Raw genomic sequence first — 15,759 nt, 5'->3', positions numbered from 1 at the left:
CCCCGGATCCTCGACATCCCTCACCCCGACGGCTGGGCCTGCGCGGAGACCTCCGGGGGCAGATTGAACGGTGTCACCACCTGGATCGCCGAGGGCAGCGCGGGCCCGTCGTCCGGGAGTGCCCCGTGCGCCCGCATCACGGTCTGGCAGGCGCGTCGCACGTCCTGGCGCAGATCGTGGTGGAGGACCGCGGACAGCCGGCGCTCGCGCAGCAGCCGGGTGTTGTCGTGGTCGAGGTCGTGGGCGACGAACACCGCGCAGGTGCGGCCCAGTTCGTCGAAGGCGGCCAGCGTCGCCAGGTTGCCGCCGCCCATGGAGTACACGGCGACGATGTCCTCGTCCCGGCGCAGCGCCCCGAGGACCAGGTCGCGCTGGGTGGCGTCGAGGCCGTCGCTGTCGGTGACCTCCACCAGGGCGCGCCGGGGGTGGGCGAGGCGCATCGCGCTGCGGAAGCCCATCTCGCGCTCCTCCTCGCCCCGGAAGGAGCCCCGGCTGATGGTGGTCAGGACATGGCCGGGCCGGTCGCCGAGCCACTGGCCGAGGAGGTAGGCGGCGGTGCTCCCGGCGGCCCGGTTGTCGATCCCGACGTACGCCACGCGGGCGCTCGCCGGCAGATCGGTGACCAGGGTGACGACGGGGATGCCGGCGGCCGTGAGCCGGCCGACGGCGGCGGTGGTCTCGGGCAGGTCGGGCGCCTTGAGGATCACCCCCTGCGAGCCCCGCCGGGCGATCCGGTCGAGGATGCCGGTCAGTTCGCCGACGGGCGCGGTCTGCCGGAAGTGGAAGCGTGAGCGCACCACGGCGGGGTGCAGCGACGGCAGTTCGGCCTCCAGGGCCTCGCGTACGGCGGTGGAGAACCGCTCCGGCGCCTGCATCACGATGTCGATCATGAAGGTACGGCCGCCGATGCGGACCTGGGTCTGCTGGCGGTCGAGGTCCTCGACGGCCCGCCGAACCTCGCGGACCGTGCTCTCGCGGACACCGCCGCGGCGGTTGAGGACCCGGTCGACCGTGGCCGTGCTCAGGCCGGACTGGCGGGCGATCTCTTTGATCGTATAGGGGTGTCGCATGCCTGATTTCCCACGGTTCCTGATGTGTTTTTGATGTACTGCCGAGCCTTGAATGAGGGGTTCTCCCTCAGAAGACTGGCAGAAAAGCGAGGGCTGAGAAAGGACCCGTGATGATCCCCACCCCTGTGCGCTCCCGGACCTGGCTGACCGAGGAGGACTGCGATCTCGAGGTGTTCCGCTCGCTCGTAGAGCAGCGCACCGACCCCGCCGACCACCCCTCGGCCCTGCGGATCGAGCGCGACGTCCCGCTCTACGACAGCGGCCGGCTGCGCGAGCTGACGGCCACCGCCGAGGGGCGCCGGGAGGTGCAGGGCGAGCTGGTGCGGACCCTGCTGGACGGTCCGGGTGTCGTGGTCCTCAAGGGCGCGTACACCGACCCGGCGGTGGTGGACCGGGCGTCGGAGGCGTTCCGGGCGCTGATCGAGGAGGAGCGGGCCTCGGGCACGGCCCGCGGAGACCACTTCGCCAAGCCGGGCGCGAACGACCGGGTGTGGAACGCCCTCGACAAGATGGCCCTGCGGGCGCCGGAGGTGTTCGCCGACTACTACGCCAACGACATGCTGGAGCTGATCGCCGAGGCCTGGCTCGGCCCCGCCTACCAGGTGACCTCGCAGGTCAACGTGGTCAACCCGGGCGGCGCCGCGCAGAGCCCGCACCGCGACTACCATCTCGGCTTCCTGTCCCAGGCGCGGGCGGCGGCGTACCCGGCGCATGTGCACCGGCTGTCTCCGGTGCTGACCCTCCAGGGCGCGGTCGCCCACTGCGACATGCCCGTGGAGTCCGGTCCGACCCTGTACCTGCCGCACTCGCAGAAGTTCGAGCCCGGCTATCTCGCCTGGCGGCTGCCCGAGTTCATCGCGTACTTCGACGCGCACCACGTCCAGCTCCCGCTGGAGAAGGGGGACGCGGCCTTCTTCAACCCGGCGCTGTTCCACGCGGCCGGGCACAACGTCTCCCCCGACATCCGGCGGATGGCCAATCTGCTCCAGATCTCCTCCGCGTTCGGCCGGGCGATGGAGACGGTCGACCGGGCGGCGATGGCGAACGCGCTGTTCCCGGTCCTGCGGGAGCGGAAGGCGGAGGGGGCCGGGGAGGACTGGCTGCGCCGCGTGGTCGCCGCCACCGCCGAGGGCTACCCCTTCCCCACCAACCTCGATCTCGACCCGCCGGTCGACGGTCTGGCCCCGCCCTCCCAGGCGGACACCCTCTGGCAGGCGGTCGCCGAGGGCTGGGAGCCGGAGCGGCTGCGGCGGGAGCTGGCGGCGGGCGCGGAGCGGCGCAGGAGCTGAACCGGCGTGCGCCGGGCCGCGCCGCGAGCGCCGCGGTGCACCGAGTCACGGCCCGCGGCAAAGTAACGGGGCATTACTTTGTGACGCCCCCGCACGTTGGTGGGGGTGTGAAGAACGTCGACATGCTCCTCACCGGCGGCTTCGTCGCCGTCACCGCGGTGGCCGTCCTGACCGTCCACGGCCTGCAGCCGGACCCGTCCGAGGGCCTCTTGTGCGGAACCCGGCAGGTCACCGGTCCGACCTCGGTACTGTCGCATCCCGCTCCCGATGCGACGGGCCGGCCGAAGGAGGACGACTGAACGAGGACGCGGACGACGACCCGCACTCCGCCCCCACACGCCGCGAGCGGCTGCGCCGGCAGATGTCGCGGGAGGTCCGCGCCGCGGCGCGGGCGGTCATCACCGGCCAAGGGGTGGAGGCGCTGACCCTCGCCGAGATCGCCCGCCGGGTCGGGGTGACCCCGGCGGCCCTCTACCGGCACTTCGACGACCTCGGAGACATCGTCCGGCACACCGCCCGGGACATCGTCGCCGAGCTGACCGCGCTGCTGCGGGACTCCGTCGAGGCGGAGCCCGAGACCGATCTCGCGGCCCGGCTGGTCGCCCCCTGCCGGGTGTTCCGGCGGTGGGGACTGACCCACCGCCAGGAGTTCGCCCTGCTGTTCGGCACCCCCACGGTGGCCGCCGGTTCCGCCCAGACCGATCTGACCGGCGACTGGATCCAGGAGCTGGCGTCCGTCTGGGGGCCCGAGCACATGCGGCTGTGGGCGACCCGCCCCTACCCGATCATCGCCGACGCCGATCTCGACCCGAGGCTGCGCCGGCAGATCACCGCCTACCGCTCGGCCACCGGGGTGGAGATACCGCTCGGCGCGCTGGTCGTCATGCTGTCGTGCTGGCGCTCGCTCTACGGACAGGTGGCCCTGGAGGTGTTCGCCCACTTCAACCCGCTGATCCTGGACCAGGAACCGATGTTCGAACTGCTGATGCTCGAACTGGCGACCGGACTGGGCCTGGGTGCGGACTACCGGCCCCCGCCGGGCCTGACGGTGACGGCGGCCCCGCGGCGCGGATGATGGTTCGGCAGAGAGGCGGCCCCGCCGAAGAAGGCGTTGTGCATGCCCCAGCGGGCGGTGAGGAAGTGCTCCAGCCCGGTCGGTTCCTCGACCCGCGCCGGGACGCACCACGACACGGCTGTACGCACCGCGCGGACCGGGCCGGCGGCGGCTCGTGTACGTCACGAGACCGTCGGCCGCGTGCACCCTCATCCGGGACCAGAGACAGACCAGAGATACGGCAGCCGGAGTACAGCCGGACGTTGGTCTCCTAGAAGGACCCGAGGTAGGGCACCCCGGGCGACGGCCCAGTGCAGGAAGCACAGGTCGAGCCACTGCCGGGTGAGGAGCGGGAAGCGTACGCGGCCGGGGGCGTCGGGTGTGACCGGGGCGGGCTTCTGCACGGCGTCAGCATGCCAGGTTCACCCTCCGCGGCCGGGGTCCCTCGGTGGCCGGCCGGGCGGCGGGTCGCCCGCCGCGAGGTGTTCCAGGACCTCCACCAGCTCCTGGCAGGCGCGCTCCACGGAGCGCCGGGTGTTGCGCTGTTCCATGATCACGGCCGAGAGCAGCAGGGCGGTGAGGGCCATCGTGCCGTTGAAGGCCTGGAGTTTGATCATCACCTCGACCCGGCTGAGGCGGGCGAACGGCCCGGTCCGGTCGGTGGCGGCGATCGTCGCCATGACGGAGGTGAACAGCGCGCACAGCATGCTGCCGGCCAGCAGGAAGCGCAGGGCCGCCCAGATCAGCAGCGGATAGACCAGGAAGAGCACGCTGACCGTGCTCCGGGTGGCCAGCGGGACGAGGGCGAGGCAGATCACCGCGAGACCCGCGGCCTCCTTCCAGCGGGACAGGGTCAGGGGGCCGCGCGCCGTCCGCAGGAGCAGCAGCACGGGCGTGACGATCAGGACGCCCATCGCGTCCCCCACCCACCAGCCCAGCCAGACCGGCCAGAAGGACTCCGCGTCGAGCTTGCCGGTGAGGATCAGCAGGCCCACGCCCACGCTCGCGCTCAGCAGCATCGCGGTGAGCGCCGCCAGGAAGACCAGGGCGAGGCCGTCGCGTAATCGGGCGAGGTCGGCGCGGAAGCCGACCCTGCGCAGCAGGAGGTAGGCGCAGACCGGAGCGGCGGTGTTGCCCACCACGGTGACGAGGGCGACGGGGCGCAGGGTGGTGATCGACAGGATGACGAGGAGGACACCGAGGGCGATGCCCGGCCAGGCGCGCAGACCGAGGATCAGCAGGGAGGCGACCGCGACGCCGGTGGGCGGCCAGATCGGGGTGAACACGGCGCCCTCGACGACGAGCCGGCGGATGAGTCCGAGTCGCCCGGCCCCGTAGTAGCAGACGGCGACGGCGAGCGTCTGGACGGCGAAGACCGCCGTCCGGCGCAGCTCGAGGTCCCGGATACCCAGCACAGCAGCCATCAGACACCGTCCCGGCGCGGTCGGCGAGGTGAGACCCTTGCCGTCCGGTCCCTGGGCCGGACACGAGCTAGGGCCGCAGCCGAGGCATCCCGGGCATCCCGGGGGTGTCCGCCGGCAGTCCGTCGTGGCCGACCACCAGGACCGCCGCGTCGTCCTCGTGCCCGGAGCGTTCGGCGCCCCTGAGCACGGCGGCGGCGAGCGAACCGGCCTCCATGCCGGCCACGGCGGCGATCCCGGCGAGCCGGACGACCTGGTCGAGGCCCTCGTCGACGCTGAGCCGGGGGCCCTCGACGACCCCGTCCGTGAGCAGGACGAACAAGCCGCCCTTGGTGAGGCGGTAGCGGGTCACGGGGTAGTCGACGCCCTCGACGACACCGAGCGGCGGGCCGCCCTCGTCCTGGGCTGTGCCGGACTTGCCGTCCGCGGTGGCCCAGACGCAGGGGATGTGTCCGGCCCGGGCGCTCTCCAGGACCCCGCTGGCCGGGTCGAGCCGCATGAAGGTGCAGGTGGCGAAGAGATCGCCGCCGAGGGAGAGCAGCAGGTCGTTGGTGCGGGCGAGGAGCTCTCCGGGCTCACCGGTGACGGAGGCGAGCGCCCGCAGGCCGACCCGGACCTGCCCCATGAACGCGGTCGCCTCGATGTTGTGGCCCTGGACGTCGCCGATGGACAGGCCTATCCGCCCGTCGGGCAGGGTGAAGGCGTCGTACCAGTCGCCGCCGACGTTGAGGCCGGAGCAGGCGGGGGCGTACTGGACCGCGAGCCGGTACCCGGGGGCCACGGGGAGGTCCCGGGGCAGCATGCCGCGCTGGAGGGCGAGCGCCAGTTCGACACGGGAGCGCTGCAGCTCCGCACGCTCCCGTGCCTGGGCGGTCAGCGACCCGAGCCTGGCCAGCAGCTCGTCGCCTTCGTCCGGCGGGCGCTTGCGGGACATCGATCACTCCGGGGATCACTCCGGGCCAATTCCGGCATTTTACGTTTACAGGATCATATCCGTCCGCCCGGAGCCCGGCACCCGGCGGCACCCGCGGCACACCCCGCCCCGACGACGACCTCGGCACACCAACTCCACCGCGCATCCACCCTGGTGACGAGACGTCAGACCATCACGCCAGGCGCCGGCCGACAGGTGGGGCGCTGGTGCCGGTGCCCCCCACCTGGCCATGTCCGGTCCGGTGCCGTCAGGGCTCCAGGGCCGCCGTCACCACCGCCCTGGCCTCCTCCTGGACCCGGGTGAGGTGCTCCGCGCCCAGGAAGGACTCGGCGTAGATCTTGTAGACGTCCTCGGTGCCGGAGGGGCGGGCCGCGAACCAGGCGTTGGCCGTGGTGACCTTGATGCCCCCGAGGGCCGCGCCGTTGCCGGGGGCCTCGGTGAGGACGCCGGTGACGGCCTCACCGGCGAGCGTGTCGGCGGTTACCTGCGCGGGCGAGAGCTTCGCCAGCAGCGCCTTCTCCTCGCGGGTGGCGGGCGCGTCGATACGGGCGTAGGCCGGCTCGCCGAAGCGCTCCGTCATACCGGTGTAGTGCTCCGAGGGCGTCTTCCCGGTGACCGCCGTGATCTCGGAGGCGAGCAGCGCCAGGATGATGCCGTCCTTGTCGGTGGTCCACACGGAGCCGTCGCGGCGCAGGAAGGACGCGCCCGCCGACTCCTCGCCGCCGAAGCCGAGCGAGCCGTCGACCAGCCCGTCCACGAACCATTTGAAGCCGACGGGCACCTCCACGAGCCGGCGCCCGAGGTCCGCGGCGACCCGGTCGATCATCGACGAGGACACCAGCGTCTTGCCCACCCCCGCATCGGCGGGCCACTGCTCGCGGTGCGCGTAGAGGTAGGCGATGGCGGCGGCCAGGTAGTGGTTGGGGTTCATCAGGCCCGCGTCCGGGGTGACGATGCCGTGCCGGTCGGCGTCGGCGTCGTTGCCGGTGGCGATCCGGAACCGGTCCCGCCGGCCGATGAGCGAGGCCATCGCGTACGGCGAGGAGCAGTCCATGCGGATCTTGCCGTCCCAGTCCAGCGTCATGAACCGCCAGGTGGGGTCGGTGAGCGGATTGACCACGGTCAGGTCGAGCCGGTGCTGCTCGGCGATCCGGCCCCAGTAGGCGACCGAGGCCCCGCCGAGCGGGTCGGCGCCGATCCGGATCCCGGCCGCGCGGATCGCGTCCAGGTCCAGGACCGCCGGGAGGTCGGCGACGTACGTGCCGAGGAAGTCGTAGCGCCCGGTGGTGGGCGCGGCGAGCGCCCGGGTGTACGGGATGCGGCGGACGTCCTTCAGACCGGCGGCGATGATGTCGTTGGCCCGGTCCTGGATCCAGGAGGTGGCGTCGGAACCCGCGGGGCCGCCGCTCGGCGGGTTGTACTTGAAGCCGCCGTCGGCGGGCGGGTTGTGCGAGGGGGTGACGACCACGCCGTCGGCGAGGCCAACGGCGCGGCCGCGGTTGTGGGCGAGGATGGCGTGCGAGACGGCCGGAGTGGGCGTGTAGCCGTCGCCGCTGTCGATGAGCACGGTGACGTCGTTGGCCGCGAACACCTCCAGGGCGGTGACGCGCGCGGGCTCGGACAGGGCGTGGGTGTCGGCGCCGACGAAGAGCGGGCCGTCGGTGCCCTGAGCGGCGCGGTACTCGCAGATGGCCTGGCTGGTCGCGGCGATGTGGTCCTCGTTGAAGGCGGTGTTCAGGGACGAGCCGCGGTGGCCCGAGGTGCCGAACGCCACGCGCTGCGCGGGGTCGGCCGGGTCGGGGTGCAGCGCGTAGTACGCGGTGACCAGCCGGGCGACGTCGACGAGGTCCTCGGGGCCGGCCGGCCGACCCGCTCGCTCGTGCTGCATGTGCCCGCTCCTCCATGTCGGTTGACCATTTGGCTTGCGGTTCCATCTTCCCCCGCCGCGGTGATCAGCCGCGACGCGAGTCCCCCGGGAGCGGCGGCGGCTCCGCCTTGACCTCGACCGGACTTGAGGTCCTGGCGTCGGCCCCATGACCCCCGCACCGGCCTTCACTCCCGCAGAGCGCGCCTGCCCGGCCGCCCGGCCACTGGCCCGCCTCGCGACCACCGGACCGGACGGCGGCCCCCGGGTGCGCCCGGTCGGCGTCGTCGGGAACGAGGACGACACGATCGACATCGGCGGCCCCGCGCTCTCCCGCAGCCGGAAGTACCGCAACGGCCGGGGCGTGGAGGTCCGCGGCCGTGCCGAGGTGCTCACGCTGGACGCCCCGCCCATGGCTCCCGACTTCTTCAGCGCCGAGGTGATCCGGATCCACCCGCGCCGGGTCATCGGCCGGCACCTCGAACCGGACGACGGCCGCGCCCACGCCCGGAACGTGACCGCCCCTCGCGTTGAGTATCCGTACTCAGGCGCCCGGCCCCCGCCACCCGCGAGACTGTGAACGGATCATCACCCGTCGAGAGGCCGGCCCGTGTTCAGTCGCACCGTCATCGCCCTGACCCCGTTCTTCGGGCGGCTCACCGTCACGAGTGAGATCAAGATGCGGCTGCCCGAGGGGAGCATCTTCGTCGCGAACCACGACTCCCTGGCCGACCCTGCGGTCGTGATGGCCGCGCTGCGCAGCTTCGACCTGAAGCCGGTGGTGCTGGCGACGGCGGGCCTGTGGCGGATCCCGCTGCTCGGCAAGGCGCTCAGCCGCGAGGGGCACATCCCGGTCCACCGGGGGACCGCGCACGCCGCCCTCGCGCTCGACGCGGCCGCCGAGGCCCTGGCCGGCGGCCGTCATGTGCTCCTCTACGGCGAGGGCGGCCTGCCCCGCCGCAGGGACGCGGCCCCCACTCCCCCGGAGCCCTTCCGCACCGGCCTCGCCCGTCTGGCCCGCACAACCGGCGCGATGGTGGTCCCGATCGGCCATGCCGGAGCCCGCCGCATCGCCTCCGGCTCCCCGACCAAGCAACTCGCGGGCACCTTGACGGCCCCGATCCGCCGCCCGCACTGCCACGTCCACCTGGGCGCCCCGATCCGCCTCCCCGCCGAAACGGACCGCGGCACCAGGGCAGCCCACCAGGCGGTGACGGCAGCCTGGCGCACGGCGGTCAGAGCAGCCGGCGAACCGGCTCTGACGGCCTCGCGCTGACGCCGTCAGGGGCGCGGGGAACTGCGCGACCAGCCACAACGCACCCGCACCCCGAAAACTACCGAGCCCCGGACGGCGGAGCCGTACTCGACCGCACCACCAACCGCGTCGGCACCAGCGTCGTCCCCCTCGCCCCGTCGTCCGGATGGCGCATCTTGCGCAGGACGGCCCGCACGCACAGCCGCCCCACCTCCGCGAAATCCTGGTGCACGGTGGTGAGCGGCGGCATGAAGGACCCCGCCTCGGGAATGTCGTCGAACCCGATGACACTCACGTCCTCGGGCACCCGCCGCCCCCGCTCCTGGAGCGCCCGCAGCAGCCCCAGCGCCATCTGGTCGTTGGCGACGAACACCGCCGTGCAGTCCTCGCGCGCGGCGAGCTCGATCCCGGCCCGGTACCCCGACTCCGCCGACCAGTCACCCCGGATCAGCGGCGGCGCCGTACACCCCGCCTCGGTCAGCGCGGCCCGCCACGCGTCCGTGCGCCGCTGCGCGGCGAAGGAGTCCTCGGGTCCGCCCAGATGCCACACCGTCTCGTGTCCGAGACCGAGCAGATGCCGTACGGCGGTCCGGCTGCCGCCCGCCTGGTCGGTGTCGACGACCGTGTAGTGCTCGCCCGCGTCGGAGTCCACGACCAGCACCTGGACGTACGGCGGCAGCATGATCGTCGCCGCGTCCAGCAGATGCACCTCCATGATGACGATCACCGCGTCCACGGCCAGCTCCTCGAGCCGGGTGAACGCGCCGCGTACCTCGTCCTGGGTGGGCAGGGCCACCGGCAGCAGCGTCACGGCGTACCCCTCGGCGGCGGCCGAGTTGGCGATCGCCTCCAGGGTGCGCACGTTGCCCGTCGAGGACAGCGAGAAGGTGATCACGCCGATGGTGCGGAACTCCCCGCGCTTGAGCGCGCGGGCCGCGCTGTTGGGCCGGTAGCCCAGCTCCTTCATCGCGGCGAGCACCTGCCGCCGTGTCTCCTCGTTCACACCGGCGTAACCGTTGGAGACCCGGGAGACGGTCTGCGACGAGACCCCCGCCAGTCGGGCCACATCGGCCATGGAGGCGGTGACCCGGCCTTGTCTCGGCGTTTTCGCCGGGGTTCTTTCAGCCATCTCCATGGCGTCCCCGCCTCTCTGTCCGCACAGGTGTCACGGTCTCCCCCAAAGGACCCTTGACCATCGTAATCAGGGCAGTGTAGACATGCCGCCATCCAATGTTTACGTAAACATAACAGTCCGCCAAGACGCTTGCGTGGCCGATGTTTGCGTAAACATCATGGTTCTGGTGGGGCGGCCAGAAATCACCGCACCACCACTGGTTCCACCACCGCACGAGCGAGGAACGACATGACGACGCTGCAACCGCCGGCGGCCGCCGAGCCACGGCAGGCACCGCCTCCGGCGAGACGGGACCGACGCTCCTGGGCGGGGTGGGGTTTCATAGGTCCCTTCGTGGCCGTGTTCGCCTTGGTCTTCCTGGCTCCGATCGGCTACTCGATCTATCTGAGCCTCTACCGGGACCAGCTCATCGGCGGCAACCACTTCGTCGGCCTGGACAACTACACGCAGGCCCTCCAGGACGACGCGTTCTGGGCGGCGGTCGGCCGGGTGGCGCTCTTCCTGGTGGTCCAGGTGCCGATCATGCTGGGCATCGCCCTGCTGGTGGCGCTGGCGCTGGACAGCGGCCGGCTCTACGGCAAGAGCTTCTTCCGGATCACGATCTTCCTGCCGTACGCCGTGCCCGCCGTGGTCGCCACGCTGATGTGGGGCTTCATGTACGGCACCAAGTACGGCCTGGTGGGCGACATCAACTCCGCGTTCGGCACCTCGCTGCCGGACCTGCTCTCGCCCAGCTGGGTGCTCGCCTCCATCGGCAACATCGTGACCTGGGAGTTCGTCGGGTACAACATGCTGATCTTCTACTCGGCGCTGCGCGTCATCCCGACCTCGCTGTACGAGGCGGCGGAGATCGACGGTGCCGGCCAGTGGCGGATCATCGCCTCGATCAAGCTGCCCGCGATCCGGGGCGCGATCGTCATCGCCACGATCTTCTCGATCATCGGCAGCTTCCAGCTCTTCAACGAGCCGAGCATCCTGCGCCCCCTGGCGCTGAACTCCATCACCACGGACTACACGCCGAACTTCTACACGTACTCGCTGTCCTTCAACGGCCAGCAGCACAACTACTCCGCGACGGTGGCCATCATCATGGGCGTCATCACGATGATCGTCGCCTACGCCGTCCAGCTGCGCGGCATGCGCAAGGGAGCGTGACCCGATGAGCACCTCTGTCACCGCCTCCCCCGCGAAGAACACCGCCCCGAGGCTGCGGACCCCCCGCAAGAAGCACACCCCGGGCAAGCCGAGGCGCAATGTGCTGCTGACGGTGCTGATGGGCCTGATGGTCCTCTACACCGTGGTGCCGCTGATCTGGCTGGTCATCAACTCCACCAAGACCCAGACGGGTCTGGCCGAGTCCAACGGGCTGTGGTTCGCCCACGACTTCGCTCTGTGGGACAACGTCCGGGACACCTTCACCTACCACGACGGCATCTTCGGCCGCTGGCTGCTCAACACCCTGCTGTACGTGGTGCTCGGCGCGGGCGGCGCGACCCTGCTGGCGGTGCTGGGCGGGTACGCGCTGGCGAAGTTCGACTTCCCCGGCAAGCGCGCGGTCTTCGCCGTGGTGATCGGCGCCGTGGCCGTGCCGGGTACGGCGCTGGCGGTGCCGACCTTCCTGATGTTCAGCAAGATGGGCCTGACCGACACCCCCTGGGCCGTGATCATCCCGTCGCTGGTGTCGCCCTTCGGTCTCTATCTGATGTGGGTGTTCGCCGCCGAGGCGATCCCGACCGAGCTGCTGGAGGCGGCCCGGATGGACGGGGCGAGCGAGGTGCGGACCTTCTTCCAGGTCGCCCTGCCGCTGCTGGCCCCCGGCATCGTGACCGTGCTGCTGTTCACCACCGTCGCCACCTGGAACAACTACTTCCTCCCGCTGATCATGCTCAAGGACCCGAACTGGTACCCGCTGACGCTGGGTCTGAGCGCCTGGAGCTCCCAGGCACAGACCATCGGCGGTGACGTGATCTTCAACCTGGTGATCACGGGCTCCCTGCTGACGATCCTTCCCCTGATCGCCGCCTTCCTGTTCCTCCAGAAGTACTGGCAGTCCGGCCTCGCCGCCGGAAGCGTCAAGGAGTGACGCGGGCCGCGCCCCCCGAACCCCACATGTGAGCACTACCGGCACCACCCCCACCCTCACCTGTCCCACCCACGAAGAAGTGGAAACACCCTCATGCGCAGATCATCGAGCCGCATCCTGCGCGGCCTCGCCCTCCTCTCCACCCTCGCCCTCGGCGCCACGGCATGCGGCAGCTCGGACGACAGCTCGGACACCAAGGCCGTCTCCGCCGGGGACATCCAGTCGGCCCTGAAGAAGGGTGGCTCGGTCACCGTCTGGGCCTGGGAGCCCACCCTGAAGTCGGTCGCCGCCGACTTCGAGAAGAAGTACCCCAAGGTCAAGATCAACCTGGTCAGCGAGCGGTCCGGCGACAAGCACTACACCGCGCTGTCGAACGCCATCTCCGCCGGCAAGGGCGTCCCGGACGTCGCGCAGGTCGAGTACTTCGCGCTCGGCCAGTACTCCCTCACCAAGGGTCTCAGCGACCTGGCCCCGTACGGCGCGGACAAGCTCGCCGCCAAGTACAACCCGGGCCCGTGGAACGCCGTGAGCGACGGCGACAAGGTCTACGGCCTGCCGATGGACTCCGGTCCGATGGCGCTGTTCTACAACAAGAAGGTCTTCGACAAGTACAAGATCGCCGTCCCGACCACCTGGGACGAGTACCTGGACGCGGCCCGCAAGCTGCACAAGGCCGACCCGAAGGCGTACATCGCCAACGACGCCGGTGACGCGGGCTTCACCACCTCCATGCTGTGGCAGGCCGGTTCGCGCCCCTACAAGGTCGACGGCACCAAGGTCGCGATCAACTTCGACGACGCGGGCGCCAAGAAGTTCGAGACCGTCTGGCAGAAGCTGATCGACGAGAAGCTGCTCGCCCCGATCTCCGGCTGGACCGACGACTGGTACAAGGGCCTCGGCGACGGCACCATCGCCACCCTGGCCACCGGCGCCTGGATGCCCGCCAACTTCGAGACCGGTGTCCCGGACGCCAAGGGGGACTGGCGCGCCGCCGCCATGCCGGCCTGGACCAAGGGCGACAAGGCCAGCTCCGAGAACGGCGGTTCCTCCCTCGCGCTGCCCGCGCTCGGCAAGAACAAGGAACTCGCCTACGCCTTCGTCGAGTACGCGAACGCCGGTGACGGTGTGGCCACCCGGGTGAGCGAGGGCGCCTTCCCGGCGACCGTCGCGGAGCTCCAGGACACCGCGTTCAAGAACAAGGAGTTCCCGTACTTCGGCGGCCAGAAGGCCAACGAGATCTTCGCCGAGTCGGCCGCGAACGTCGCCGACGACTGGTCGTACCTGCCCTTCCAGCCGTACGCCAACTCGATCTTCAACGACACGGTCGGCAAGGCCTACGTCTCCTCCACCACGCTGGCGGACGGCCTGAAGGCCTGGCAGGAAGCCTCCGTCAAGTACGGCGAGGAGCAGGGCTTCACCATCGAGAAGTAGTTCTCGGGCAGCAGTACGTCAACGCCGGGCGGCGCGGCTCCCGGGCCGCGCCGCCCCCGTGCACCACCCTTCGGAAGGACCGCCATGATCTCCACCCTCCAGTCCCGCATGCTGCGCGGGGCGGACGGTGACCCCGCCCCGCGTCTGGTCTACGGCGCCGACTACAACCCCGAGCAGTGGCCCCGGGACGTGTGGGAGGAGGACGTCCGGCTGATGCGGGAGGCCGGCGTGACCGTCGTCTCCGTGGGGATCTTCTCCTGGGCGAGGATCCAGCCGGGCCCGGACACCTGGGACTTCGGCTGGCTCGACGAGGTCATGGACCTGTTGCACGCGGGCGGCATCGGCGTCGACCTGGCCACCGCGACCGCCTCCCCGCCCCCGTGGCTGACCACCGCCCACCCGGAGATCCTGCCGGTGACCGCGAACGGCGAGACGCTGTGGCCGGGCGCCCGCCAGCACTGGCGGCCCACCTCGCCGGTCTTCCGCGAGCACGCCCTGCGCCTGGTCCGCACGATCGCCGACCGCTACAAGGACCACCCGGCGCTGGTCGCCTGGCACGTCTCCAACGAGCTGGGCTGCCACAACGTCTACGACCACTCCGACGACGCGGCCCGTGCCTTCCGCGTCTGGCTGCGCGCCCGCTACGGGACGCTCGACGCCCTCAACCACGCCTGGGGCACCGCGTTCTGGTCGCAGCGCTACACCGACTGGGGGCAGATCCTGCCGCCCCGGCTGGCCGCCTCGCACCCGAACCCGACCCAGCAGCTCGACTTCAAGCGGTTCTCCTCGGACGCCCTGAAGGACCACCTCGTGGCCGAGCGGGAGATCCTCAAGGAGATCACCCCGGGCATCCCCGTCACCACCAACTTCATGGTGATGGGCAACACCAAGGGCATGAACTACCCGGACTGGGCCGACGAGATCGACTTCGTCTCCAACGACCACTACGTCCACCCCGGCCCGCAGGACCGCGACGAGCTGTCCTTCTCCGCCAACCTGACCAGCGGCATCGCCGCCGGGCGGCCCTGGTTCCTGATGGAGCACTCCACCAGCGCGGTGAACTGGCAGCCCGTGAACGTGGCGAAGCGGCCGGGCGAGCTGGCCCGTGACGCGCTGCTGCACGTGGCGCACGGCGCGGACGCGGTGTGCTACTTCCAGTGGCGCCAGTCCGCGGCCGGCGCCGAGAAGTACCACTCGGCGATGGTCCCGCACGCCGGCGCCGACAGCGACGTCTTCCGCGCGGTCGCCGAACTGGGCGCCACCCTGCGGACGCTGGCCCCCGTGGCCGGCGCGGAGCGGGAGACCGCGTCCGTCGGCATCCTGTACGACTGGGACTCGTGGTGGGCGAGCGAGCAGGACTCGCACCCCACCTCCCTGCTCGACTACCGGCAGGAGGCGCTCGACTGGTACTCGGCGCTCCTCGCCCTGGGCGTGCGCGCCGACCTGGTCACCACCCGCGCCGACCTCTCCCGCCACCAGGTCCTCGTCGCGCCCGTGCTGCACGTCGTGCCCGCCGGACTCGCCAAGGAGCTGACCCGGTACGCCGAACAGGGCGGCCATCTGATCACCACCTACTTCTCCGGTGTCGTCGACGAGAACGACCACGTCTGGCTCGGCGGCTACCCGGGTGCGCTGCGCGAGCTGCTCGGCATCCGCATCGAGGAGTTCGGCCCGCTGCTCGCCGGGGAGGACGTCGAGCTGGACGGCGCCGGCCCGGGCACCCTGTGGACCGACCGGATCACCGTCACCGACGAGACCGACACCGAGGTCCTGGCGAACTACCTCACCGGTGTGCACGCCGGCCGGCCCGCGATCACCCGGCGCACCACGGGCGCCGGTTCCGCCGCCTACGTCTCCACCCGGCTGGGCGTCGACGGGCTGCGCTCACTGCTGCCGCGGCTGCTGGAGCCGGCCGGGGTGAGCAGCGAACTCCCCGAGGACGCGCGGGGCCGGGTCGAGCTGACCGTCCGCCGCGGGGCGACGGAACGCTTCCTTTTCCTGGTCAACCGCACCGACGCGACGGTGCCGGTGACCGGCCTCGAGGGCGAGGTGCTGGTCGGCGACGACCGCACGGACGGCGCCCTGGTCCTCGGGCCGCGCGCGGTCGCCGTACTGCGCCAGGCCCTGTAGGTCCTTCACCACCCCAGGCAGCACCCCACGACTCCCCGGCACGGCCTGACCCGTGCCGGGGGCCATCCCCTCCTGCCCGCGCGGCGGGAGGGG

The 15,759-nt window shown here is 71.4% G+C and carries 14 protein-coding genes and 1 pseudogene; 9 read left to right on the top strand and 6 right to left on the bottom strand.

The annotated features are described in order from the left end of the window. Window positions 1-20: 20 nt before the first annotated feature. Entirely contained in the window at window positions 21-1,070 is a 1,050-nt protein-coding gene (locus ACYQ8Q_RS41505; protein ID WP_460072172.1) for a LacI family DNA-binding transcriptional regulator, read from the bottom strand. A 110-nt stretch (window positions 1,071-1,180) separates the two neighbouring features. On the opposite strand from ACYQ8Q_RS41505, the gene ACYQ8Q_RS41500 reads away from it, so the two are divergent. The 3 genes from ACYQ8Q_RS41500 (at window position 1,181) to ACYQ8Q_RS41490 (ending at window position 3,434) form a co-directional block, all read left to right on the top strand. After that, a complete protein-coding gene (locus ACYQ8Q_RS41500; RefSeq protein ID WP_460072170.1) occupies window positions 1,181-2,359 on the top strand; it encodes a phytanoyl-CoA dioxygenase family protein in 1,179 nt (392 codons plus the stop codon). A gap of 107 nt (window positions 2,360-2,466) precedes the next feature. Then, window positions 2,467-2,658 carry a hypothetical protein gene (locus tag ACYQ8Q_RS41495; RefSeq protein ID WP_460072168.1) on the top strand — a complete coding sequence of 64 codons (192 nt, stop codon included), beginning with the start codon at window positions 2,467-2,469 and terminating at the stop codon, window positions 2,656-2,658. Window positions 2,659-2,720: 62 nt separating this feature from the next. Next, window positions 2,721-3,434, top strand: coding sequence for a TetR/AcrR family transcriptional regulator (locus ACYQ8Q_RS41490; protein WP_460072166.1), 714 nt, complete (start codon window positions 2,721-2,723; stop codon window positions 3,432-3,434). On the opposite strand, the pseudogene ACYQ8Q_RS41485 reads toward ACYQ8Q_RS41490, so the two are convergent. The 4 genes and pseudogenes from ACYQ8Q_RS41485 to pgm form a co-directional block, all read right to left on the bottom strand. Then, window positions 3,425-3,817, bottom strand: a pseudogene (locus tag ACYQ8Q_RS41485) (DUF2071 domain-containing protein); the annotation flags it as partial. The gene ACYQ8Q_RS41490 and the pseudogene ACYQ8Q_RS41485 sit on opposite strands and share 10 nt — an antisense overlap. Window positions 3,818-3,835: 18 nt before the next feature. Then, window positions 3,836-4,837, bottom strand: a complete 1,002-nt coding sequence (locus tag ACYQ8Q_RS41480) for an MASE1 domain-containing protein (protein ID WP_460072164.1) — start codon at window positions 4,835-4,837, stop codon at window positions 3,836-3,838. Window positions 4,838-4,904: 67 nt separating this feature from the next. After that, entirely contained in the window at window positions 4,905-5,768 is an 864-nt protein-coding gene (locus tag ACYQ8Q_RS41475) for a PP2C family protein-serine/threonine phosphatase (protein WP_460072161.1), read from the bottom strand. A gap of 247 nt (window positions 5,769-6,015) precedes the next feature. After that, window positions 6,016-7,656, bottom strand: a complete 1,641-nt coding sequence (pgm, locus tag ACYQ8Q_RS41470; RefSeq protein ID WP_460072159.1) for a phosphoglucomutase (alpha-D-glucose-1,6-bisphosphate-dependent) — start codon at window positions 7,654-7,656, stop codon at window positions 6,016-6,018. A gap of 145 nt (window positions 7,657-7,801) precedes the next feature. Between pgm and ACYQ8Q_RS41465 the strand changes: the two genes are divergently transcribed. Next, a complete protein-coding gene (locus ACYQ8Q_RS41465; RefSeq protein ID WP_460072157.1) occupies window positions 7,802-8,212 on the top strand; it encodes a PNPOx family protein in 411 nt (136 codons plus the stop codon). Between the two features lie 30 nt (window positions 8,213-8,242). Then, window positions 8,243-8,908, top strand: a complete 666-nt coding sequence (locus ACYQ8Q_RS41460) for a lysophospholipid acyltransferase family protein (RefSeq protein ID WP_460072155.1) — start codon at window positions 8,243-8,245, stop codon at window positions 8,906-8,908. 58 nt (window positions 8,909-8,966) lie between these two features. Here the strand turns inward: ACYQ8Q_RS41460 and ACYQ8Q_RS41455 are convergent, their stop codons facing one another. Beyond that, window positions 8,967-10,022, bottom strand: coding sequence for a LacI family DNA-binding transcriptional regulator (locus ACYQ8Q_RS41455; protein WP_460072154.1), 1,056 nt, complete (start codon window positions 10,020-10,022; stop codon window positions 8,967-8,969). A 228-nt stretch (window positions 10,023-10,250) separates the two neighbouring features. Here ACYQ8Q_RS41455 and ACYQ8Q_RS41450 point away from each other — a divergent pair, with 228 nt between their 5' ends. The 4 genes from ACYQ8Q_RS41450 to ACYQ8Q_RS41435 all read left to right on the top strand — a co-directional run bounded on the left by ACYQ8Q_RS41450 (window position 10,251) and on the right by ACYQ8Q_RS41435 (window position 15,666). Further along, complete coding sequence (locus ACYQ8Q_RS41450) at window positions 10,251-11,177, top strand: carbohydrate ABC transporter permease (protein WP_460072152.1); 927 nt, start codon at window positions 10,251-10,253, stop codon at window positions 11,175-11,177. A gap of 4 nt (window positions 11,178-11,181) precedes the next feature. Next, window positions 11,182-12,105: a carbohydrate ABC transporter permease gene (locus tag ACYQ8Q_RS41445; RefSeq protein ID WP_460072151.1), complete on the top strand. Its 924-nt coding sequence runs from the start codon at window positions 11,182-11,184 to the stop codon at window positions 12,103-12,105. A gap of 93 nt (window positions 12,106-12,198) precedes the next feature. After that, the gene (locus tag ACYQ8Q_RS41440; RefSeq protein ID WP_460072149.1) at window positions 12,199-13,536 is read left to right on the top strand and encodes an ABC transporter substrate-binding protein; all 1,338 of its coding nucleotides are present in this window, start codon (window positions 12,199-12,201) and stop codon (window positions 13,534-13,536) included. A gap of 84 nt (window positions 13,537-13,620) precedes the next feature. Further along, window positions 13,621-15,666: a beta-galactosidase gene (locus ACYQ8Q_RS41435; protein WP_460072148.1), complete on the top strand. Its 2,046-nt coding sequence runs from the start codon at window positions 13,621-13,623 to the stop codon at window positions 15,664-15,666. Window positions 15,667-15,759 lie beyond the last annotated feature (93 nt).

This window comes from Streptomyces sp. YKOK-I1 (assembly GCF_054660435.1).
Note: the sequence above shows the minus strand (reverse complement) of the source record. Positions and strands in the feature narration are given on the sequence as shown.